The 19,931-nt window shown below is 70.6% G+C and carries 19 protein-coding genes; 4 read left to right on the plus strand and 15 right to left on the minus strand.

The genetic code is table 11. From position 1 onward, the window contains the following. Nucleotides 1-29 precede the first annotated feature (29 nt). The 6 genes from AB0B57_RS26075 to AB0B57_RS26100 all read right to left on the minus strand — a co-directional run bounded on the left by AB0B57_RS26075 (nucleotide 30) and on the right by AB0B57_RS26100 (nucleotide 7,045). Nucleotides 30-1,547: an aldehyde dehydrogenase family protein gene (locus AB0B57_RS26075; RefSeq protein WP_357075011.1), complete on the minus strand. Its 1,518-nt coding sequence runs from the start codon at nucleotides 1,545-1,547 to the stop codon at nucleotides 30-32. Beyond that, entirely contained in the window at nucleotides 1,544-2,755 is a 1,212-nt protein-coding gene (locus tag AB0B57_RS26080) for a fumarylacetoacetate hydrolase family protein (RefSeq protein WP_357075014.1), read from the minus strand. The genes AB0B57_RS26075 and AB0B57_RS26080 overlap by 4 nt, the downstream gene beginning before the upstream one ends. Continuing rightward, nucleotides 2,752-3,933 (minus strand): mandelate racemase/muconate lactonizing enzyme family protein, encoded by a 1,182-nt coding sequence (locus AB0B57_RS26085; RefSeq protein ID WP_357075017.1) that lies wholly within the window; start codon nucleotides 3,931-3,933, stop codon nucleotides 2,752-2,754. The genes AB0B57_RS26080 and AB0B57_RS26085 overlap by 4 nt, the downstream gene beginning before the upstream one ends. Before the next feature lie 8 nt (nucleotides 3,934-3,941). Beyond that, on the minus strand, nucleotides 3,942-4,772 hold the full coding sequence (locus AB0B57_RS26090; protein WP_357075021.1) for a carbohydrate ABC transporter permease: 831 nt from the start codon (nucleotides 4,770-4,772) through the stop codon (nucleotides 3,942-3,944). Next, complete coding sequence (locus tag AB0B57_RS26095) at nucleotides 4,769-5,722, minus strand: sugar ABC transporter permease (RefSeq protein ID WP_357075024.1); 954 nt, start codon at nucleotides 5,720-5,722, stop codon at nucleotides 4,769-4,771. The genes AB0B57_RS26090 and AB0B57_RS26095 overlap by 4 nt, the downstream gene beginning before the upstream one ends. A 75-nt stretch (nucleotides 5,723-5,797) precedes the next feature. Continuing rightward, nucleotides 5,798-7,045, minus strand: a complete 1,248-nt coding sequence (locus AB0B57_RS26100; RefSeq protein ID WP_357075027.1) for a sugar ABC transporter substrate-binding protein — start codon at nucleotides 7,043-7,045, stop codon at nucleotides 5,798-5,800. 160 nt (nucleotides 7,046-7,205) lie between these two features. Between AB0B57_RS26100 and AB0B57_RS26105 the strand changes: the two genes are divergently transcribed. Next, the gene (locus AB0B57_RS26105; protein WP_357075030.1) at nucleotides 7,206-7,967 is read left to right on the plus strand and encodes an IclR family transcriptional regulator; all 762 of its coding nucleotides are present in this window, start codon (nucleotides 7,206-7,208) and stop codon (nucleotides 7,965-7,967) included. Nucleotides 7,968-8,045: 78 nt separating this feature from the next. After that, the gene (locus tag AB0B57_RS26110; RefSeq protein WP_357075033.1) at nucleotides 8,046-9,158 is read left to right on the plus strand and encodes a hypothetical protein; all 1,113 of its coding nucleotides are present in this window, start codon (nucleotides 8,046-8,048) and stop codon (nucleotides 9,156-9,158) included. Nucleotides 9,159-9,239: 81 nt separating this feature from the next. On the opposite strand, the gene AB0B57_RS26115 is transcribed toward AB0B57_RS26110, so the two are convergent. From AB0B57_RS26115 to AB0B57_RS26135, 5 genes are all read right to left on the minus strand, one after another. Continuing rightward, nucleotides 9,240-9,458, minus strand: coding sequence for a hypothetical protein (locus AB0B57_RS26115; RefSeq protein ID WP_357075035.1), 219 nt, complete (start codon nucleotides 9,456-9,458; stop codon nucleotides 9,240-9,242). Nucleotides 9,459-9,512: 54 nt separating this feature from the next. Continuing rightward, nucleotides 9,513-9,809, minus strand: coding sequence for a chorismate mutase (locus tag AB0B57_RS26120; protein WP_357075038.1), 297 nt, complete (start codon nucleotides 9,807-9,809; stop codon nucleotides 9,513-9,515). Between the two features lie 98 nt (nucleotides 9,810-9,907). Then, on the minus strand, nucleotides 9,908-10,579 hold the full coding sequence (locus tag AB0B57_RS26125; protein ID WP_357075040.1) for an HAD hydrolase-like protein: 672 nt from the start codon (nucleotides 10,577-10,579) through the stop codon (nucleotides 9,908-9,910). Further along, nucleotides 10,576-11,256 carry a creatininase family protein gene (locus tag AB0B57_RS26130; protein ID WP_357075242.1) on the minus strand — a complete coding sequence of 227 codons (681 nt, stop codon included), beginning with the start codon at nucleotides 11,254-11,256 and terminating at the stop codon, nucleotides 10,576-10,578. The genes AB0B57_RS26125 and AB0B57_RS26130 overlap by 4 nt, the downstream gene beginning before the upstream one ends. Before the next feature lie 51 nt (nucleotides 11,257-11,307). Beyond that, nucleotides 11,308-11,937 carry a GTP cyclohydrolase gene (locus AB0B57_RS26135; RefSeq protein WP_357075043.1) on the minus strand — a complete coding sequence of 210 codons (630 nt, stop codon included), beginning with the start codon at nucleotides 11,935-11,937 and terminating at the stop codon, nucleotides 11,308-11,310. 264 nt (nucleotides 11,938-12,201) lie between these two features. Here AB0B57_RS26135 and AB0B57_RS26140 point away from each other — a divergent pair, with 264 nt between their 5' ends. After that, a complete protein-coding gene (locus AB0B57_RS26140; RefSeq protein WP_357075046.1) occupies nucleotides 12,202-14,850 on the plus strand; it encodes a family 78 glycoside hydrolase catalytic domain in 2,649 nt (882 codons plus the stop codon). Here AB0B57_RS26140 and AB0B57_RS26145 read toward each other — a convergent pair. The 4 genes from AB0B57_RS26145 to wrbA form a co-directional block, all read right to left on the minus strand. Further along, entirely contained in the window at nucleotides 14,832-16,277 is a 1,446-nt protein-coding gene (locus AB0B57_RS26145; protein ID WP_357075049.1) for an FAD-dependent monooxygenase, read from the minus strand. The two genes, AB0B57_RS26140 and AB0B57_RS26145, sit on opposite strands and share 19 nt — an antisense overlap. Nucleotides 16,278-16,473: 196 nt before the next feature. Further along, nucleotides 16,474-17,211, minus strand: coding sequence for a tetratricopeptide repeat protein (locus AB0B57_RS26150; RefSeq protein ID WP_357075052.1), 738 nt, complete (start codon nucleotides 17,209-17,211; stop codon nucleotides 16,474-16,476). A gap of 49 nt (nucleotides 17,212-17,260) precedes the next feature. After that, a complete protein-coding gene (locus AB0B57_RS26155; protein WP_357075055.1) occupies nucleotides 17,261-18,001 on the minus strand; it encodes a GNAT family N-acetyltransferase in 741 nt (246 codons plus the stop codon). 146 nt (nucleotides 18,002-18,147) lie between these two features. Further along, nucleotides 18,148-18,747: an NAD(P)H:quinone oxidoreductase gene (wrbA, locus tag AB0B57_RS26160; protein ID WP_357075058.1), complete on the minus strand. Its 600-nt coding sequence runs from the start codon at nucleotides 18,745-18,747 to the stop codon at nucleotides 18,148-18,150. 232 nt (nucleotides 18,748-18,979) lie between these two features. On the opposite strand from wrbA, the gene AB0B57_RS26165 reads away from it, so the two are divergent. Then, nucleotides 18,980-19,924, plus strand: coding sequence for an acyltransferase domain-containing protein (locus AB0B57_RS26165; protein ID WP_357075061.1), 945 nt, complete (start codon nucleotides 18,980-18,982; stop codon nucleotides 19,922-19,924). Nucleotides 19,925-19,931: the final 7 nt, after the last annotated feature.

Genomic DNA, 19,931 nt, shown 5'->3' on the forward strand with positions numbered 1-19,931 from the left:
CCCACCGGGGAGGTCGATGGGTGCGGCGGCTATCGCGCCGCCTGCTCCAACCTCCCGTCGACGCGCCGGGGAATGGCGGTGTAGCCGTCCTGCAGTTCCTCCGGAAGGACCCAGGCCGGGGCGTCCTGCCAGGCCAGCGGGCGAAGGAAGCGCCGGATCGAGGTGGCGCCGACCGAGGTGTGCACGGCGTTCGTCGAGGGCCAGGGCCCGCCGTGGTGCTGGGCCCACGACACCCGCACGCCGGTGGGATAGCCGTCGAAGACGACACGACCCGAGCGGCCGGCGAACCTGTCGACGAGCCGGCGTACGACACCGGCGTCGTCGGCCGGTCCACGATGGATGGAACCGGTCAGCGACGGGGGGACGGTCGCCAGGACGGCGTCGAGCGCGGCGACGTCGTCATAGCGCACCACGACCATCAGCGGGCCGAAGCACTCGTCGGTGAGCTCGGCGGTGAGGCCCGGCAGATCGACCTCCAAGAGCGCTGGCGCGACGCGGAAGCCCTCGTCGGGGTCGACCTGGGCTCGTGCCGCGACACGGGCGCCAGCCTGCTCGAACGCCGTCGCCTGCTGCTCGTACGCGGCCTGGATGCGGTCGTTGAGCAGGATCGCACCGCCAGCGGCGGCGACCTTCTTCCGCAGCGTGTCGACCAGGCGCGCACCGCTCGGATCGGACGGCACGAACGCCAACCCGGGCTTCGTGCACAACTGGCCGCCCGAGTTGGTGAAGGAGGCGAACAGCCCCTCGGCGATCTGCTCCGCCCGGTCGACGGCCGCGCCGGGCAGGACGACGATCGGGTTCACGCTGCTCAGCTCGGCGTAGAGGGGAATGGGATCGGGGCGTTCGTCGATGGCCGCCTGGATGGCACGGGCGGCGCCGACGGAGCCCGTCAACGCGGCGGCGCGGATCTCGGGGTGGCGCACCAGCGAGCGGCCGGCCTGCTCGCCGTACACGGTCGCGACCACACCGTCGGGCCCACCCAGGTCGCGGACGGCCGCCGCGATGGCCTCGGCCGAGGCGTGCGAGGTCAACGGGTGTGACGGGTGGGCCTTCAGGACGGCGGGACAGCCCGCGGCGAGCGCGGCGGCGGTGTCACCCCCCGCCACCGAGAAGGCGAACGGGAAGTTGCTGGCTCCGAAGACGGCCACCGGCCCGAGGGGTACGAGCATCCGCCGCAGGTCCGGGCCGCGTCCGAGCGGTGTGTCGGCGGCGTGGTCGATGGCGGCCTCGACGTAGCCCCCGTCGCGCAGCACGTCACCGAACATCCGGAACTGGATCGCCGCCCGGGTGAGTTCCTGGTCGAGTCGCGCGTGGCTCAGCCCGGTCTCCGCCTCCGCCGCCGCGACCAGGTCCCCGCGACGGGCCTCCAGGGACGTGGCGATCGCGTCCAGCAGGTCGGCCCGGCCGAGTCGGCCCAGGCCGGACAGCCACCGGGCGGCCTGGGACGCCTGGTTGGCGATCACCTCCAGCCGAGGCTCGTCGGTCTCGGTGAGTTCCGTCGTACGACGTCGACCGTCGCGGGGGTCGACAGTGCTGACCACGTTCACAGCAGTCCTCTCCTTACCAGATTGCCCATCAGATCCCGGACGCCGAACTGCCAGGGCTCACACTCCTGGGCGTGCCGTACCCGGTTGACCAGGGTGCCCAGCGCCGGGCAGCCGATGCGTACCACGTCGTCGACCTTGTGGGTGAAGCCCTCGCCGGGGCGGTCCCGGTCCTGGGTGGGCGCGAACATCGTGCCGAGCATCAGGGCGGCGCCGTCGGGATAGCTGTGCTGCGGGCCGATCAGCTGCCGCACCAGGTCCGCCGGGTCGCGCGACATCTGGGTCATCTGCGAGACCGCCGCCAGGTGGAAACCGTCCACACCACGGACCTCCAGGCTCACCTCGAGCTCGCGCACCCGGGCCAGGTCGAACCGCTCGTCGAACAGCCGGATCAGGGGACCCAGGGCACACGAGGCGTTGTTGTCCTTGGCCAGGGGAAGCAGGAGCGCCGAGCGGCCCTCGACATCGCGCAGGTTCACGTCGTTGCCGAGGGTGGCGCCGACGATCCGGCCGCTGGACTGGACGATCAGCGTGACCTCGGGCTCCGGATTATTCCAGGTCGACGAGGCGAGGACTCCCACCGGGACGGCCGTGCCGACGGCGGAGAGAATCTGCCCCTTGGTGAAGATCTCGGCGTCCGGCCCGATCCCCACCTCCAGATACTGACTCCAGACACCCTCGCTGACCAGCAGGCTCTTGAGCCGCTCGGCCTCCACCGAGCCGGGCACCAGGCTGTGCAGGTCGGCGCCGATGTCGGCGAGCATCCGGTGCCGGATGTCCGCGGCGAGCGCCAGGTCACCGCGGGCCCGCTCCTCGATGACGCGTTCGATGAGCGAGACGGCGAAGGTCACGCCGGCGGCCTTGAGTGCCTGCAGGTCGACCGGGGCGAGCAACCAGGGCCGGGTGTGGTCGCGGGTCGCGGCACCCGTGTTCGCCAGGATCTCCCCGAAGTCGCCAAGCCGCGGCCCGTCCAGGCCGGCCACGGTCGCGGCGGGGTCGGGCAGTTCGCAGATGTCCCGGATGGTGGGGAACCGCCGGCTCAGGTCGATGACCTCGCCGTCGCGGACGGTCACGGGTGAGGGGCCGTCGCCGGCCGGATCCCAGATCCGGCCGATGAGGACACTGTCGTCGACGTCGTCCGGCAGCGCCTCGGCGGCGGTCCCGCACCAGTCCGCGCCGTCGGGCTGTCGTCGGGGCTGGGGCACCGTCATGAGCCGCTCTCCAGGTTGAAGAAGGAACGCTCGTCTCGCGGACGGATGTCGTACACGGCGTCCTGGAACATCCGGAGTGGATGCGGTGTGAACGGGTGCCGCTCGATCGCGGCGAGATCCAACTCGATGCCCAGTCCGACCCCGGTCGGGATGAGCACATCGCCGTCGGCGGTCAGCACCAGCCGTTCGTTGGTGATCTCGGGCCGCCATGGCACGTCGGTCGCCATGATCTCCAGGTACCGGAAGTTGGGCAGCGTCGCCCCGAGTTGCAGCGTCGCGGCCGTGCTGAGGGGGCCGCTCGGGTTGTGCGGCGCGAACCCCACGTAGCTGGTCGCCGCGAGCGTCGCGATGAAAGCCAACTCGGCGATCCCGCCGGCGTGCGTCACGTCGGGTTGGACGAAGTCGACCGCCTGGCGGGCCAGCGCCGGCGCGAAACCCTGCCGGCCGTACCACCGCTCCCCCGCCGCGATGGGCACCGGCGACGCGCGGCGGATGTCGACAAGCGCGTCGAGGTTGTCCGGCGGGCACGGCTCCTCGAACCACACCGGGTCGAACTGGGCGATCTCCTTCGCGACCCTGATCGCGTGGCGGACGTCGAAGCGCCCGTGCCCCTCGATGAACAGCTCGACGTCGCGACCCACCGCGGCACGGACGGCGTCGATCTGGGCGAGCACCCGATCCAACTGCCCGGTGGTGATGGTGAGGTCGTAGTTTTCGAACGGGTCCCACTTGAGGCCTCGGAAGCCGGACTCCACCGTCCGGCGCGCGGCCGCCGCGTAGTCCCCGGGCGTGACCGCTCCGGAGAACCAGCCGTTCGCGTACGCACGCACCCGGTCGCGGGTCGCACCGCCGAGCAGCCGGGAGACCGGGACACCGAGGTCGCGCGCCGAGATGTCCCACAGGGCCATCTCCAGCGAACTCAACGCGGTCATGATGACCGGCCCGCCGCGCCAGTACCAGTCCCGCGCGGTCTCGTAGAGGATCTTCGAGATGCTTGTGGGATCCAGGCCCACCACCGCCTCGGCCAGCTCGGCGATCGCGCCCTGGACGGCCCGTTCCTTGCCCTCCAGGGTGGCCTCACCGAGCCCGGTGATCCCCTCGTCGGTGTGCACCCGCACGATGACGAGGTTCGTACGGTAGAAGTCGACGACCACCGTGTCGACGGAGACGATCTTCATTCTTCGACTCAACCCTTCACCGCGCCGGCGGTCATGCCGGACACCACGTACTTCTGCACCAGCAGGTAGAAGGCGACGGCGGGCAGCGTGAACAGGAACGCGACGGCCATCACCGTCTGGATCGGTGTACCCAGTTCGCCGATGAAGTTCGCAATGCCGACGGAGGCCGGCTGAAGGTCGGGGTTGAAGATGAACGTCACCGCGAACACGTACTCGTTCCAGGCGTGGAAGAAGGCGATGACCGCGGTCGCCGCGATCGACGGTGCGATCAGCGGCACGTTGATGCGGGTCAGGGTGGTGAAGGGCCGGGCGCCGTCGGCACGCGCGGCCTCCTCCAACTCCTTCGGGATGCCGTCGATCGCGCCCTTGAGGATCAGCGCGACGATCGGCAGGACGAAGGCGGAGTTCACCAGGACGAGGCCGGTCAGCGAGTCGAGCAGTTCGAATCGGCGGAACAGCGCGAACAGCGGCACGACCATGAGCGCCTCGGGCAGCATCTGCGTGAACAGCAGCACGACTGTCAACACGGCCTTGCCGGCGAACGAGAACCGGGACAGCGCGTAGCCGAGCGGGATGCCCAGGCCGACCGAGACGACCATCGTTCCCACGGCGATGATGAGGCTGTTGAGCAGCCAGCCGGCCGCCTTGCCCTCGGCGAGCGCGTCAACGAACACCCCGAACTGGCCGAGGTCCGGCGTGAGCCGGGGGCGGTCGGCGAAGAGGTCGCTGTTGCTCGACAGCGCCGTGACGAACATCCAGTACAACGGGAACACCGCGACACCGAGTACGACGAGCACGGCGACGATTCGTGCGGTGACACCGAAACGGAAGCGCCTCATCGGGCGTGCTCCTTCTCCACGGCACGGGCGACCAGTCGGCTGCCGATGACGACGATGAGTGAGATGACGACACCGACCATCCCGATGGCCGCCGCCGATCCGAGTTCCTTCGAGTCGAACGCCTGCGAGTAGAGGTCGATGACGAGCGTCTCGGTGGCGCCGACCGGGCCGCCCTTGGTCATCAGCCAGATCAACTCGAACCGCCGCAGCGACCAGATCGTCATCAGCAGCGCCAGCAGGCCAACGGTGGGCTTGATGACCTGCCAGGTAACCGCGCGGAAGGTGGCCCATCGCCCCGCGCCGTCCACGGTCGCGGCCTCGTTGAGGTCCTGCGGAACCGACTGCAGCGCGGAGAGCAGCACCACGGAGGTGAACGGAAACAGCTGCCAGATGGTCGTGGCGAGCACCGCCGGGAGCGCGTAGCGGGAGCTGTCCAGGATCGCGCCGCCCGGCACACCGAGCCCTACCGCGTCGAGGAACCGGTTCACGATCCCGTACTGCGCGTTGAGCATCCAGGTGGCGATGAGCGCGACCGCGATGCCGGGAGCGGCCCACGGGACCGTGACGAGCGCCCGCGCCACACCACGGCCCCGGAACTTCCCGTTGAGCAGGAGTGCGACGGCGAGCCCGGCGCCGATCGCGACCACGACGCAGGTGATCACGTAGACGACGGTGATCAGCAGGGTGTGGCGGAACTCCGGGTCACCGAAGATGCGCTCGAAGTTGTCCAGCCCGACCCACTCGCTCTTGGTCGGGTTGAGCAGTCTCGTCCGGGTGAAGCTGAGGTACACCTCCTGAACGAGAGGCACCGCCTGGAAGACGAGGATGAACAGTGCGGCGGGTGCCAGGAACAGGTACGGCGTCCACCTGCTGCCCAACGGGCTGGGCCGACGCCCGGCCCCGGGCCGGGGTGTTGTCTTCGGTGCTCCGGTCTGCTCGACCACAGTCATCGGGTTCGATCCTTCTGGGGAAGGACGCTGCCGGCGCACGTCGCGTCGCGCCGGCAGCGTCGCCGTGTCGAGCGGTCAGCGGACCAGGTCGGTCGCCTGCTGCTGGGCGCGGTCCAGTGCCGACGTCAGGTCGGCCTTACCCTGCAGTGCCGCGACCACGTTCTGCACGACCACCTTGCGGATGTCCGGCGTCTTGGCTTCGAAGCCCAACACGATCTGCGGCAGGCTGGTCTCGGTGAGCCCGTCGAAGACGGTGAGGAACGGGGTCGCCTTGAGCGACTCGGCACTGCGCTGCGTGGTGATGGCGACGCTGCTCGCGCCGAGGATCTCCTGCAGCTTGACCTGGTTCTGCGGCTCCAGCGCCCACTTGATGAAGGTGGCGGCCTCGTCCTTGCCCTCGCTCGCCTCGTTGATCACGATCGGCGCGAGGATCGCACCCTGCTTGCGGACCGGGAATGGGATGGGCGCGACGGTGAAGTTCAGCTTGGCGTTCTGACCGCGCGTCGCGGTCACGTACCCCCCGTTGTTGAGCTCCATCCCGACCTTGCCCTCGGCGAACATGCGCCGGAACGTCGCCGCGTCCGCTCCGCGCGGGATCACCTTGGCGTCGTACAGGTCCTTGTACGCCTGCAGACCCTTGAGGTTCGCCGGCGAGTTGATCGTCAGGTTCTTACCGTCGGACCACGCGCCGCCGAAGCCGTAGACGTAGTTGAAGATGTCCTGCCACACGCCTGCCTCTTCGGCCTCGGTCTGCCGGAACGCCAGGCCGAAGACGTCGCCCTTGGTCAGCGACTTCGCGGTGGTGGCGAACTGCTCGTAGGTGGACGGCGGTGTCGGGATCAGATCCGCGTTGTAGAACATCGCGTAGTTCGACGCCTCGAAGATGAGGCCGTGCCGGACGCCGTCGTGGACCATGAACTGGTCGGGCTGCTTGAGCAGGTCGTACTTCCCGGCATCGATCAGCTTGTCCAGCGGTGCGACGAGGCCGGCGTCGGACGCGGCCTCGAACTCGGGCATGTCGAAGCGGACCAGGTCGGGGCCCTTGCCGCTGCCCATCTGGGTGAGCACCGTCTGGCCGAAGGTCGGGTACGGCACCGCGGCGGCGGAGACCTGGACCTTGGTCTGGCTCGCGTTGAACTCGTCGAGCCACTTGGTCAGCAGAGGTCCGCGACCCGGATCGCCGAAGGTCGAGGCGGCGAAGGTCAGTTTGGTGACACCGTCCCCCGAATCGCCGTCGGAGCCACAACCGGTCAGGAAAGCGGCGACCAAGCCGAGGGCACATGTCGCCCTGGCGATGCCGAAGCGAGCGCGCTGGTTACCCATTGTTACTCCAGTGTTACGAGACAGCATCATCTGGATGAAATTGCAACGATCGTAGCGCCATGCGCAACGGTGTCAAGAGGCGATTGCACATGGCGTCATCTATATTGCATAATGTGCAATGACAGCGACGGCCCGTTCGTCGCGTAAGGGGGGCACAGCCTTGGCGCAATCGATCCGCCGCGCGATCGACCTGATCCGTCGATCCGCGGAGCACCCGCTGTCCCTTACGGAGGCTGCGGAGGTGCTCGGCGTCCACAAGTCCACAGCCCTGCGCATCCTGCAGACACTGGAGTCCGCGCGCTTCGTCCGACGGACCGGCGCGGGCACCTACGTGCTCGGCAGCGGCCTGATCGAGTTGTCCGAGCTCGCGCTCGGCTCGATGGACCTCCGGCAGCCCGCCGCCGCACACCTGCGGGCGCTGCAACGCGAGACCGGCCACACCGTACACCTGGCACAGTTGACCGGCGACGAGATCATCTACATCGACAAGGTGGACAGCCCGGCGTTCGACGCCGTCAAGCTGCCGTCCCGGGTCGGGCGGGCGGTGTCCATCTACGCGAGCGCCGTCGGCAAGACGATCCTTGCCTACCTCCCCCGCGAGGAACGCGACCGCCTGCTCTCCCATGTCGTCTACAAGAGATTCACCGACACCACCTTCACCGACCGCGATGCCCTCGACGCCGAGCTTGCCCGCATCCGCGATCTCGGCTGGGCCACCGACAACGGTGAGCACGACGCCTACGTGATGTGCGTCGCCGCGCCGATCAGGGACTCGCGGGGCCAGGTCATCGCCGCCGCCTCGATCACCGCGATCGAGGTCATCGCCAGCCTCGACCAGCTGAAGGGCAACCTGCCGCGCCTGCTGGAGACCGCAACCCAGATCTCCAACGAACTCGGCTACACACCCCCGTCCGCCGAGTGACTTCAGTCCCCCGCCGCCGCGCGTCGTGGCCAGTTCGACGATGCGGACGCTCGTCGGCAGTGGGATCTTGTACGGGTGATGGAGGCGGCGCGTCGCGCACTCGAACGGGCACGAAGTTCCTCGGCCGGGTGGCACGAGCTGCGCTACGCGCGCGGCACCGACGCCGATGGCCAGTCCTGTGACGAGAACGCGGGCCGGCGAGCGAGCGTGTTGTGGGCACTGCAGTACGACCGTCGGGCCGGTGACCTTCCGCTGGTGCGGTGGCTGGTCGGGCAGGAGGCGCAGTGCCGACGCGAGGCGCCGTTCCAGGGGCTGACCGACGAGACCGAGCTGGCCGGCTATCTGCTCGCCGAGTATCGCCAGGTGGAGGACGTGTGGCTGCACTGGGAGATCAAGCGGGCCAACTTCGACACCTGGTGCGGCTACGACGCGGAGTACCTGTTCGCCGCCGGCGTGTCGGCCACCGTTGCCTTCGTGCGGGACAGCGGGCACGCCGACCGGGACGACGTGCTGGCGTACCTGGTGGACCAGGAGGGCGAGCCGGGCGTCTCCGAGGAAGGCCTGGCCCAGTGGTGGGGTGGGACACGATCGCGCTTCCCGGGCGACCCGACCGCCGAGGACCCGCTCACCTGGATCGCACGCGCCAAACTGGTCGGTGAACAGGTGCTGGCGCGCGAGTGGTTGGACCGCTGGGCGGTGGACCGGCCTCGGGACAGGGCCACACTAAGCCAGCTGCGATATGAGTTGGCCGATCTCGGTGCGTTCGCTGAGGCCGCTTCGGCGCAGCGGGAGAGCCTGGTGTTCGCCGACAACGCCTGGGATGCGGCGCCAGCCTGGCAGTCCCTTGCCGGGCTGGAGCGCCAGGCCGGCAACCACGCCGCCGCCTGGGAGGCGTTACGTGAGTGTCGCCGAGCCTTGCACGACGTGTCCGGCTGGACCGAGGTCGGCCTGGGTCGGATGTACGTGGAGGAGCTTTTCCTCCTGGCCCGCTCCGCCAGCGCCGAGCTTGCCGCCGTGGTGTTCGGCGAGGCCGACCGGCAGGCGCGCCACGTCCCCCGGTTGCCCCTGGTGGTGCTGCGCGTCGCCGTCGAGGCGGCCGACCGGGTCGGTCAGCAGACTGCGGCGAGGCGCTACCGGCAGCTCCGCGATGCCGAACAACTGCGTATCGACGTCGAGCTGGGTCGCGCGTGACACCGCGCGCCGAGGTACGGGAGCCGGACGCACCGCCTCCCGCGTCTCAGGTGCGGGAGGCGGTCGCGCCGCCGTGGAGGGTCACGCGTGTCCGCGTTCCCTCCGACCCGCTCGGCCGAGATCTGGTGACCGCTTGAGCAGGACGACACCGCCCACGATGAAGATGATGCTGAGGACCAGCCCGGTGACGTTGCCCTGGGCCAGGGTCGCGAAGATGCCCAGCAGGCCGATGATGACCGCCACCCCGCCGACAAGTCGCATGACGTAGCCGCCGACTGACTTGACTCGTTCATTCGCCATGGTGATTCTGTGCCCGACGGGCCGTCGCCACAAACCCGTGCTGGCGCGGAGCGCTCAGGCGCCGCCGAGCCGCTGGTGCTCGCCGGTCTCCATGTCGATGAAGGCCTGGATCATGGCGCGGTAGATGCGCTCGATGAGGTCCGGATCCGCGCCGGCCTCGTCCGCAAGCGCGCGGACCCGGGCCACCACCTGGGCGACCCGGTCCGGCGCACGGACCGCCTGCGTGTCGCTCTTGAGCGGGGCCGCTCGCCGGACCAGGGCCTCCCGCCGGGCGAGCAGCCCGACGAGTGCCGCGTCCAACTCGTCGATCTGGGCGCGGATGTCGGCAAGCGCCGACGCGGTGTCTGTCATGCCGGGATCGTGGCACAGCGAGAGGCACTCGGACCCGCCGAGGATCGGCACGGTCCACCCCCGGTCGCGGACGCCGACGGTCGGGGCGCCGTGCGGCTCTACGGCAGGTCGGCCACGGGCCCCCGGTGCCAGCTCTGGACGCAGGCGGCCAGCCGCTCCGGCGACTCCACGTGCCAGGTCGGCCGGTGCTCGTCGAGCGCCCGCGCTACCTGGTATCCGTAGCCGACCGCCACCACGTCGACCGGCACCGCCCGGCCGCAGATGATGTCAGCCGCCGTGTCACCGACGTACACGGACGACACCGGCGACCGACGCGCCAGCAGACGCCGCACCTTCTCGACCTTGTCGCCAGTCTCCTCGGCACCCGCGATGGAGGCGACCGACGGTGGAACACCGCCGACGCACCGGGTCAGCACCTCACGCACCCGCCGCGCCCGCGCGCCGGTGACGATCGACACGCTGCCCGCCGGCAGCGCCAGCAGCAGATCGCCGATGTGCGGGAACAGCCCGAGCTCGGCGGCGAGGTCGGTCATCCGGGCCTCGTGGCAGCGCCAGAACGCGTTTGCGCGGTCGACGCCGAGCCAGGGCGCGAGCCACGTCCCCGGAGGCCCGGCGCAGACCCAGTTCAGGTCGGCCACGCCGCCGACCTCCGGCAGGTCGGGGAATTCGTCGCGGAGCTCGCGATAGATCCGGACGCTCAGCGCGGCGCTGTCACACAGCACGCCGTCGAAGTCGAACAGCACGTGCCCGTACGCGGCCCGTTCGATCACGGCGTCTCGGCGAGGTCGGCGAGGCGCTGCGGAAGTGACGCGCTCAGGCTCGCCAGGATCCGCGCGCCCTTCTGCGCCGTGGCGGCCGACGGGCGCCCGATCACCCCGTGCGGGGTGTACGCGCGCATCCCCCGGGTGAGCAGCCCGCCGCGCCACTCCTCGGTCTCCCAGTCGGTCTCCTCGTAGCCCGGCCGTACCAGCTCGGGATGGAGGTGCAGCAGCAGCGAGACCTCGTACTCGCCGCCGTGCATGTCGCGGTGGCCGGCGCGCGTCGACAGCGCGGCGTCGTCGCAGGCGGCCGCGACGTCGGGGGGCGTGGGGAAGAGGACGATCCGGGGACCGTCGACGTTCAACTCCTGCACCGCGTTCGACAGCACGTAGTTGCCGCCGTGACCGCTGACCACCACCAGCCCGGACCAGCCGTCACGGGCGAGCGAGCGCCAGATGTCACCGATCATCGAGTGCAGGGTGACAGCGCTGATACTCACCGTCCCCGGGAAGCCCGCGTGCTCGTGCGAACACGAGATCGTCACCGGCGGAAGCGGGAACAGTTGGTGGTCGAGGCAGATGCGGTCGCTGATCGCGGTTGCCACGATGGTGTCGGTCGCCAGCGGCAGGAACGGCCCGTGCTGCTCGAAGCTGCCCACCGGCAGCACCGCCACGCCGCCGCGCCGCACGCCGGCGTCATCGGACGTGACGCCGGGGAGAAGGAGTCGCGGGTCCACCTGTCACTTCCGGATCAGGTACGAGTAGCCGCGCGACAGCTTCGACAGGACCTCGCTGGTCGCCTCCGCCGACCGGGGAGGTGCGATCTCCGGGTCGACCGAGACCGTGATTCCCGCATCGGACAACGCTTTCGCCTTGTCGGGGTTGCCCGACAGCAGACACACGTCGTCGACGCCGATGTGGTGGAGAACGCGCGCGGCGAGGCCGTAGCCGCGGGCGTCCTCCTTGGCGCCGATCGCGACGTTGCGTTGGTAGGTGTCGCCGTCCTGGAGGAGGCTGCGCACCTTGTCGTACAGCCCGATGCCGCGCCCTTCCTGCCGAAGGTAGACGATGATGCCGTAGCCGCGGGCGACGATGCGGCGCCGGGCCGCGCGGAGTTGGGCGCCGCAGTCACACCGGTCGCCGCCGAACACGTCGCCGAACAGGCACTCTGAGTGCACGCGCACCGGTACCGGCCGGGCGGGCAGGGTCGGGAACGCGCCCTTCGGCGGAGCGGTTCCGGCCGCGTACACCAGAATCAGATGGTCGCCCCCGGTGTGGCCCTGCGCGGGGTCGTACGCGCGCACACCGGCCGCATGCCAGTCGCGATCGTCGATCCGAAGCGTGGCCACCTCGGAACGTTCAATGGTCATGTGTGCTGTCCTCGACGTTGCGGGCCGGCCCTTGTTGAGCGCGCGGGGCCGACGGAGTGACGGTCGGTGTGACCAGGATCTTGACTGGTCCGGGTCGTTGACAATGCAATTCCGGCGGCAGGATTGCCGGCCCGGATCATCCGGCCGGAATCCTCGAAACCCGCAGAACCGGGCCGATTTCCGCCGTCCGAACCGCGTGGCGCACGACTGCCGCAGCGGCGAGCATGTATCGATTCGGACCCGGTTCCCCTGAGGGAGAGCATCGTGTCGCTGCAGGTCGACGACCTCCGCACAGACGCCCGTACCAACCCGCTGGGCATCGACAACCCGACGCCGGAGTTCGCCTGGCGCCTCGTAGCCGACCGGCCGGGCACGCTGCAGACGGCGTACGAGATAGAGATTTCCACTTCGGACGGCGCATGGTGGAACAGCGGACGCATCAGGGGTGACCGCCCGTTCGGGGTGGCGTACGCGGGACCACCGCTCGAGTCGTGCCGCCGCTACCACTGGCGGGTGCGGGTGGTCGACGACGCGGGAACGATCAGCGGGTGGAGCGGGCCGGCCTGGTTCGAGACGGCCCTGCTGGATCCGGCCGGCTGGCGGGCGCACTGGATCAGCGGCCCGCCGGAGTCCGCGCAGGACCATGCCGCGCTCTACCTCCGCACCACCGTGGAGGTGTCGGATCGGATCGTGCGCGGCCGCGCGTACGTGTCGGCGCTGGGCTGGTACCGCTTCTTCGTCAACGGGCACGACGTCACGGGTGATGCCCTGGTGCCGCGGTGGACACCGCTCGACCACATGGTGGAGTACCAGACGTACGACGTCACCGGATTCTTCCGCCCGGGCACCAACGTCGTCGCGATGGCGGTCGGTGACGGACGGTTCCGCGGCCGGCTCGGGGCACTCGACAAACGCTCGGTCTACGGTGACCGGCTCGCCGGCCTCGTACAGGTCGACCTCGAACTGGCCGACGGCGGCGTGGCCCGGCTCGACTCCGACGAGCGGTGGTGCGCCGGGCCCGGCCGCATCCTCGCGTCCGACCCGAAGTGGGGCGAGCGCGTCGACCTCCGGATCGACGACCACGCCTGGCGCACCGCCGCCACAACGCCGGTGACCCCGCCCCCGGTGACCCTGCACCCGGTGGACGTGCTGCCGTGGCCGGATCGGCAGTTGGTGGCCGAGGAGGTGGAGCGGGTTCGGTGCATCGAACGGCTGCCCGCCACTCGCGTGTGGCGCTCGCCCGGCGGACGGCAGCTCGTCGACTTCGGCCGCAACGTCTCCGGTGTCGCGCGGCTGCTGCTTGCCGGCCCCGCCGGCACCACGGTGAGCGTGACATACAGCGAACTCCTCGACCCCGCGGGCGAGCTCGACGCCGCGCACACGGCGAACCACGGCAGGGCCAAGCCGCAGCGGGACCAGGTGACGCTGGACGGCGGCCCGACGTGGTACCAGCCCTGGTTCACGGTGCGGGGGTTCCGCTACGTCGAGATCGACGGTCCGGCCGAGGACCTCACCGGCGCCGAGGCGATCGTCCTGTCCACCGACGTGGCCGCGACGGGCCGCGTGGACACCTCGGATGAGCGACTGAACCGTTTCCACGACAACGTGCTGGCGAGTGTGCGGGCCAACTTCGCCGACACGCCGACCGACTGCCCCACGCGCGAGCGCTCCGGATACACGGGCGACATCCAGACCTTCGCGCCCACGGCGGTCGTCTGTGTCGACGCGCAGGCGTTCCTGCGCCGCTACCTCCGCAATCTGGCCTGCGAGCAGCTGCCGGACGGCCGCGTACCACCGATGATCCCGAGCGAGGACTCGACGTTCTCCGGCGGCCGGAGGACGTTCTCGAAGCTGGCGTCCGGGTCAGTCGGATGGGGCGACGCAAGCGTCATCCTGCCCTGGACGCTGTACCGCTACCACGGTGACGAGCGGGTGCTCGACCGCCAGTACGACAGCATGCGCCGCTGGGTCGACCACCTGGAACGGCGGGCACGTACCCGCTCGGGCTGGGCCCGCTGGTTCGGGAAGCGGGTCGGTGGCCAGGAGCGGTACATCCTCGACTCCGGGTTCCACTTCGGGGAGTGGTACCGCGCCGGGTCCGACACAGGATCGCAGGTGCGCAACCTTCTCGTACGTCGGCCGGTGGTCGCCACCGCCTACCTCGCGCGGTCCGCCCACCTCCTGTCCCGCGCGGCGGGCGTCCTCGGCCGCGACGCCGACGCCGCGACCTACGCCGATCTCGCGCACGCCGTACGAGCCGCGTGGCGCGCCGCGTTCGTGCGCCCCGACGGCCGGATCGGCGCCGACGGCCAGGACGACTACGTCCGCGCCCTCGGGTTCGACCTGCTGACCGGTGAGCAGCGGCCGGCGGCGATCGCCCGGCTGGCGGCCCTGGTCGAAGGCGCGGGAACCCGCGTCACCACGGGTCTGCTGAGCACACCGATGATCCTGCCCGTACTCGCCGACGGAGGCCGCGCCGACCTCGCCTACGCCCTGCTGATGCGCACCGCGTCACCGTCGTGGCTGGCGCAGGTGGAGCGCGGCGCGACCACGGTGTGGGAGACCTGGGACGGATACGACGACAAGGGCCGCGGGCTCCTGTCCCACAACCATTACACGCACGGCGTCGTCGCCGGATTTCTCACCGAGTACGTCGCCGGGCTGACTCCGGCGGAACCCGGCTACCGCGTCATCGACGTGCGGCCCGTGCCCGGTGGCGGCCTCACCCACGCGTCCGCGACGGTGCGCACCCCGTACGGACCGGCGTCCAGCGCGTGGCGTGTGGACGGCGGGACGTGCACCCTCACCGTCACCGTACCCGCCGGGACGAGCGCCAGGATCCACACCGATCGCACTGTCGACGTCGGATCGGGCATCCACGAGATCAGCTGGGGTCAGATCGCGGTGAGGTAGGCCGCCACCTCGCCGGCCGAACTGGTGTCCACACCGATGTAGCCGTCCGGCCGCACCAGCACGTACCCCGAGTCCCCGTAGGCGGCCCGGACGTGATCGTCCGGATCCAGGAGGTCGACGCCCACGCGGTACGCCCGCACCGCATCCGACATACCCTCCGGAACCTCTCCCGAGCGTTCGAGGCACAGCAGCGTGGGCGAGGTGCCCCGGAACACGTCGAAGAGGCTGGTCGACGTGCCGTCGGCGGTGCGGCACGGCGCGTCGGGAGCGCGGTCACCGCCGCGTCCGCCCGCCGCCAGTGGACCGTCGCGGTACGACAGTCTGAGTTGGAAAGTCCGTTCGTCGGGCGTGGCCTCTTTGTCGTCAAGCAGTTCGGTGCTCAGCCCGATTGCCTGCTCGGCGACCGGCCGCCGCTCCGCCTCGTACGTGTCCAGCAGCGCGTCCGGCGCTCCGGCGAGCACGCGGGCGAGTTTCCAACCGAGGTTGTAGGCGTCCTGGACCCCGGTGTTCAGCCCCTGGCTGCCGGCCGGCGAGTGGATGTGGGCGGCGTCGCCGGCGAGGAACACCCGGCCGACACGGTAGCGGTCGGCGAGCCGCATGCTGACCCGGTAGTCCGTCGCGGCCGTGAGCGTCGTGACGGTCAGGTCGCGCCGCCGCGTGCGCTCGGTCAGGAGCCGCTGGAATCCCGCCAGCGTCAGATCGGGTGTGTCGTCGGCGGTGATCGGTGCCGACATCCGGAAGTAGTCGGTGCCGGCGACCGGCCAGATGCTGGCCTGGACCTGTTTGCGTTCCGGGTCAACCCAGACCTGCCACACGTCGCGGCGCATACCCGGCACGGTGACGTCGCCCAGCAGAAGGCGTTCGGCGGGCCGGGTGGTCCCGGTGAAGCCGACGCCCAGCGCTTTGCGCACGCCACTACGGCCGCCGTCGGCACCGACCACGAACCGTGCCCGGATCGACGAACCGGCCGCTGTGGAAACGGTGACCCCGTTGTCGTCCTGGTCGAACCCGACCATCTCGGCGTCGTGCTCCACCGCCACGCCGAGTCCGGCCAGCCGCTCGCGGAGGATCCGCTCGGTGCGCCACTGCGGCTGCACGATCGGCATCGGGTACGGCACGTCGGGCGTGGGCTCGCTACGCGGTTGGGTGTGCCCCTGGTACACCGGGTCCCGTCCGAAGTACACCTGGACCGGCGGGTACTCCTGGCCGGTCGCGAGGATCGGGTCGATGACGCCGAGGTCGTGGAATACCTCCAGCGTGCGCGGCTGCAGCCCGTTGCCGCGTGTGCCGGGGTAGAAGTCGGCCGGGTTCCGGTCGATGATCCGCACCCGCACCCGGCGCCGGGCCAGCTCGATGGCGAGGGTGAGCCCGGTCGGACCGGCCCCCACGACGACGACGTCTACATCCGGGTTCACCTGAGAGACCATCGCCACAGTATTGCCAGGCGAATCCGAGAAAGGCCGCCCACCGGCAGTTTCAACGCGATTCCGCCGCCGGAAACGCATGCGTAAGCGCGTGTCGCGGACGCGGCGGTGAATCGAGGAGCGGGATCGATCCGTCAGCATGCTCCGCCACCACCCGTCGGTGCGCCCCACCGCCCCGTCGGCCTGCGCCGGACCCAGCTCAGCCGCCGGAGTCGTCACCGTCGGCGAACGCCGCCTGCGGTTCGAGACGCTGGCCCCGCGCGTACTCCTGGGCGTAGCCGGCCGGGCCGAGGGCCTCGACCGCGGCCGCCCGCACGGCCGCCAGGTCGGCGGCGTCGTCGGGATCCGGCACCTGGCCCAGTGCCGCGAAGGCGGCGTCGGTGACGGCGATCATCCGGGCGGCCCGCGCGTGGTCGCCGTGGGCCGACGCGAGCGCGGCGCCCGCCACGCAGACGTACGGGACGAAGTCCGCCCAGCCGTTGCGGAAGACCTTCTCGCGGCTCGCGGCGAACAACGCCCTCGCCGCGTCGAGATTGCCGAGACCCAACTCGCAGAACGCGAGGTTGTGGGTCTCCGAGTTGACGACCTCGGGCTGGCCCAGGGCCTCGTTGAGCGCGATGCTCTCCCGGTAGAGCTCCCGGGCGCGGGCCAGGTCACCGGACATCCGTGCCACGGCGGCAAGCACGTGGCGGGGCCGCTCCTCCAGACTCCGATCGCCGGCAGCGACCGCGACCGCGAGCGCCTCCCGAGCGCGTGCCTCCCCACCGGCGAGGTCACCTCCTCGGATGGCGACCCGGGCGAGGCTGTAGCGGGCCTCCACCTCTCCCGCCGGATCACCGGCGGCGCGCGCCCTGTCGATCTCGACCTCGCTCATCCGCACCACCGCGGCGGTCTCGCCCCGACGGAAGGCCGCGCGCACGTCGTCGCTGAAACCCATCTCTGTCCTTCCCTCTGCGCTGCGGTCATCCTGCGCGAACGCGTGCTGGTCAGCCCGCGGTGAAGCTGGTCCAGGTCTCCACGAGACCGAACCCCATCGACTCGTAGAGCGCCCGGCCCATCGCGCTGGACTGCAGGTAGGCGGCGTCCGCGCCGGCCGCGATACCGTCGCGCAGTACGGCCTCCGTGATCGTGCGGCCCAGCCCGCGGCCTCGTGCGGATGGCACGACGGCGATGTTGAACACGCCCACCACGCCGGAGGTCGACATCCCGAGCCCGGTGCCGACCGGCCGGCCGGACTCCTCGGCCAGGTAACCGGTGATGGAGTCGGCGTCGAGCACACCGCCGCCCATCAGCGAACCGAAGATGCCCTCGGGAGCTTCGAAGCCCCGGGTGAGGGTGTCGGTGTAGAGGTCGGCCTCCGCCGCGCGGACCTGGCGGACCACCTCTCGCCGCCGTGCGTCGGCCCGGAACACGACGTCTTCCGCGCCGCAGGCCAGCATCGGCACAGCACTGCTGTGGAGCAACCCGTGTCGAGCCGCGAGAGCGCGGACCTCGTCGTCCGCCTCGCCGCGAACCATGATCGACCAGCGCGTGGTCTGCCTGCCGACCTCGACCGCCATCTCGTCGAGCGCCACGAGGTCCGGTCTGAGCGTCGTGTCGTAGGCCGCGTTCAGCGCCGCCACTCCGGCGTGGGTCAGCGCTGCGCGTGCGGTGCCCCGCTCGGCGTACCAGCCCTTCGGGGTGACCGCACAGAGGTTCTTGATGGCATCGAAGTACGACGCGGCCATCCGCTCGGCGATGGTGTTGATCGAGACTCCCTCGTGTTGTCCGCAGCCCCCAACCCCAGCTCTGCGGCGCCCTGACCAGCCCGTGAAGCGTTCGAGTATGCCTGGGCCGGTCTCCGTCGATGGAAACCGGCCCCCAGCGAGAGCGGTCAGGCGGCGAGCTTGTTGGCGATCTTGACGACCCGCTGAGCCATGTGGTCGAGGGCGTTGAGCTGAGCGTCACCCAGCGGCGCGTCGTTGCCGCCGCCGGTGACGTGCGAGACGCCGTACGGGTTGCCGTCCGCGAACTTCAGCGGGTCGGTGTAGCCGGGTGCGACGACCACGCCGCCGAAGTGGTGGATCGTGTTGTAGAGCGCCAGCAGCGTCGACTCCTGCCCACCGTGGGCGGTCATGGTCGCGGTGAAGCCGGCGTACACCTTGTCGGCCAGCAGGCCCTGCGCCCACTGCGGGCCCAGGGTGTCGAGGAACTGCTTGAGCTGGCTGGCGATGTTGCCGAACCGGGTGGGCGAGCCGAACAGCACCGCGTCGGCCCAGACGAGGTCGTCGGCGGTCGCCTTCGCCTCGTTCTTCGTGGCGTCGAAGTGCTGGCTCCAGGCGGCGTTGGAGGCGATGGCCTCCTCCGGGGCAAGCTCCGGAACCTGACGCAGGCGCACCTCGGCGCCGGCCTTCTCGCCAGCCTCGGCGAGCCGCTGGGCCATGGCGTGGATGGTGCCGGTGGCGGAGTAGTAGATGACGGAGAGCTTGGCCATCGAAGGGTCCCTTCTCGAAGTAGTTGCTGGCGATAAAGTTGCGGCAGCAACAATCTGACTCTAGCAACGGGAGCGGGAGACCGCCAACGAGCCCCCGGCAGCCCCATGATCAACTCGCTTTCAGAGAACCGGGCTGTCCGACCGGCCCGGACACCCCGACATTCAGGAGACCGAGTCGATCACCCCAACCCGGCGGCCGGCCGGGCGAGTCCGCGGCCGGTACGATCAGCGCGTGAATCTGGACGTCACCGCCGACCGGCTCGGGGTGCCCGTCGAGGACGTCGACCGCGTGCACCGCCTCGCCGACGGCCGGCCGTCCGCTCCGCTACCGGTCAAGGCGGACGCGCCCGCACTCCTCGACCGCCTCGCCGTACGACCGGACGACGCCGCCGAGATCATGGCGGGCTGGCCCGACCCCGGCTCGCCACTGTGGACTCCGGAGCTGCGCTGGCTGCTCGACCGCTCGACCGCTCTGGTTGTCGCCGATCTCGGCGGCCACGGCTGGCTGCCGCCCGGCCCCGCACTGCCGCGCGACCGGGGCCCCGCCTGGCGGCATCTCTACGTGTACGCGTACCTGGCCCTGGTCGACGTCGTCCGGGGATACCACCGCGACCACGGCATCCCCGACGACGTGTCCTGGGTGACCCTGGCGGACCTGGGCCGCAACCTCGCGATCGACAGGCGGATGCGCCGCGAGGGGTGGCCGGTCATGCAGAGCTGGCTGACGCTGCACGCACGCGGCGGCCTCTACGAGCTGGGCCGACTACAGCACCAGCGCGGCGGCACGGCCATCGATCTGCACATCCCCGAGGCGGGGCCGCTGACCCCGACGGCTGTCGACGCGTCACTCGACGAGGCCCGCGCGTTCTTTCCACGCCACTTCCCCGACGAGCACTACACCGCGTTCGCCTGCGGCTCCTGGCTGCTGGACCCGCAGTTGCGGGAGTACCTGCCCGAGGGTTCCAACATCATCCGGTTCCAGCAGCGGTTCGAGCTGGACCCCTACGAGGAGCCCGAAGGCATCGACGCCGACGTCGAGGTGCTGCGGTTCGCGTTCCGCACCCTGACCACGCCACTCGACCAACTGCCGCGCGGCACCGTGCTCCAGCGTGCGGTCGTCGACCACCTGGCGGCCGGCCGCCACTGGCGCTGGCACCGCGGCCGGTTCCCCATCTAGCTGCCCG

It is taken from the genome of Micromonospora sp. NPDC049101 (assembly GCF_040648675.1).
In the GTDB taxonomy this organism is placed as follows: Bacteria; Actinomycetota; Actinomycetes; order Mycobacteriales; family Micromonosporaceae; genus Micromonospora.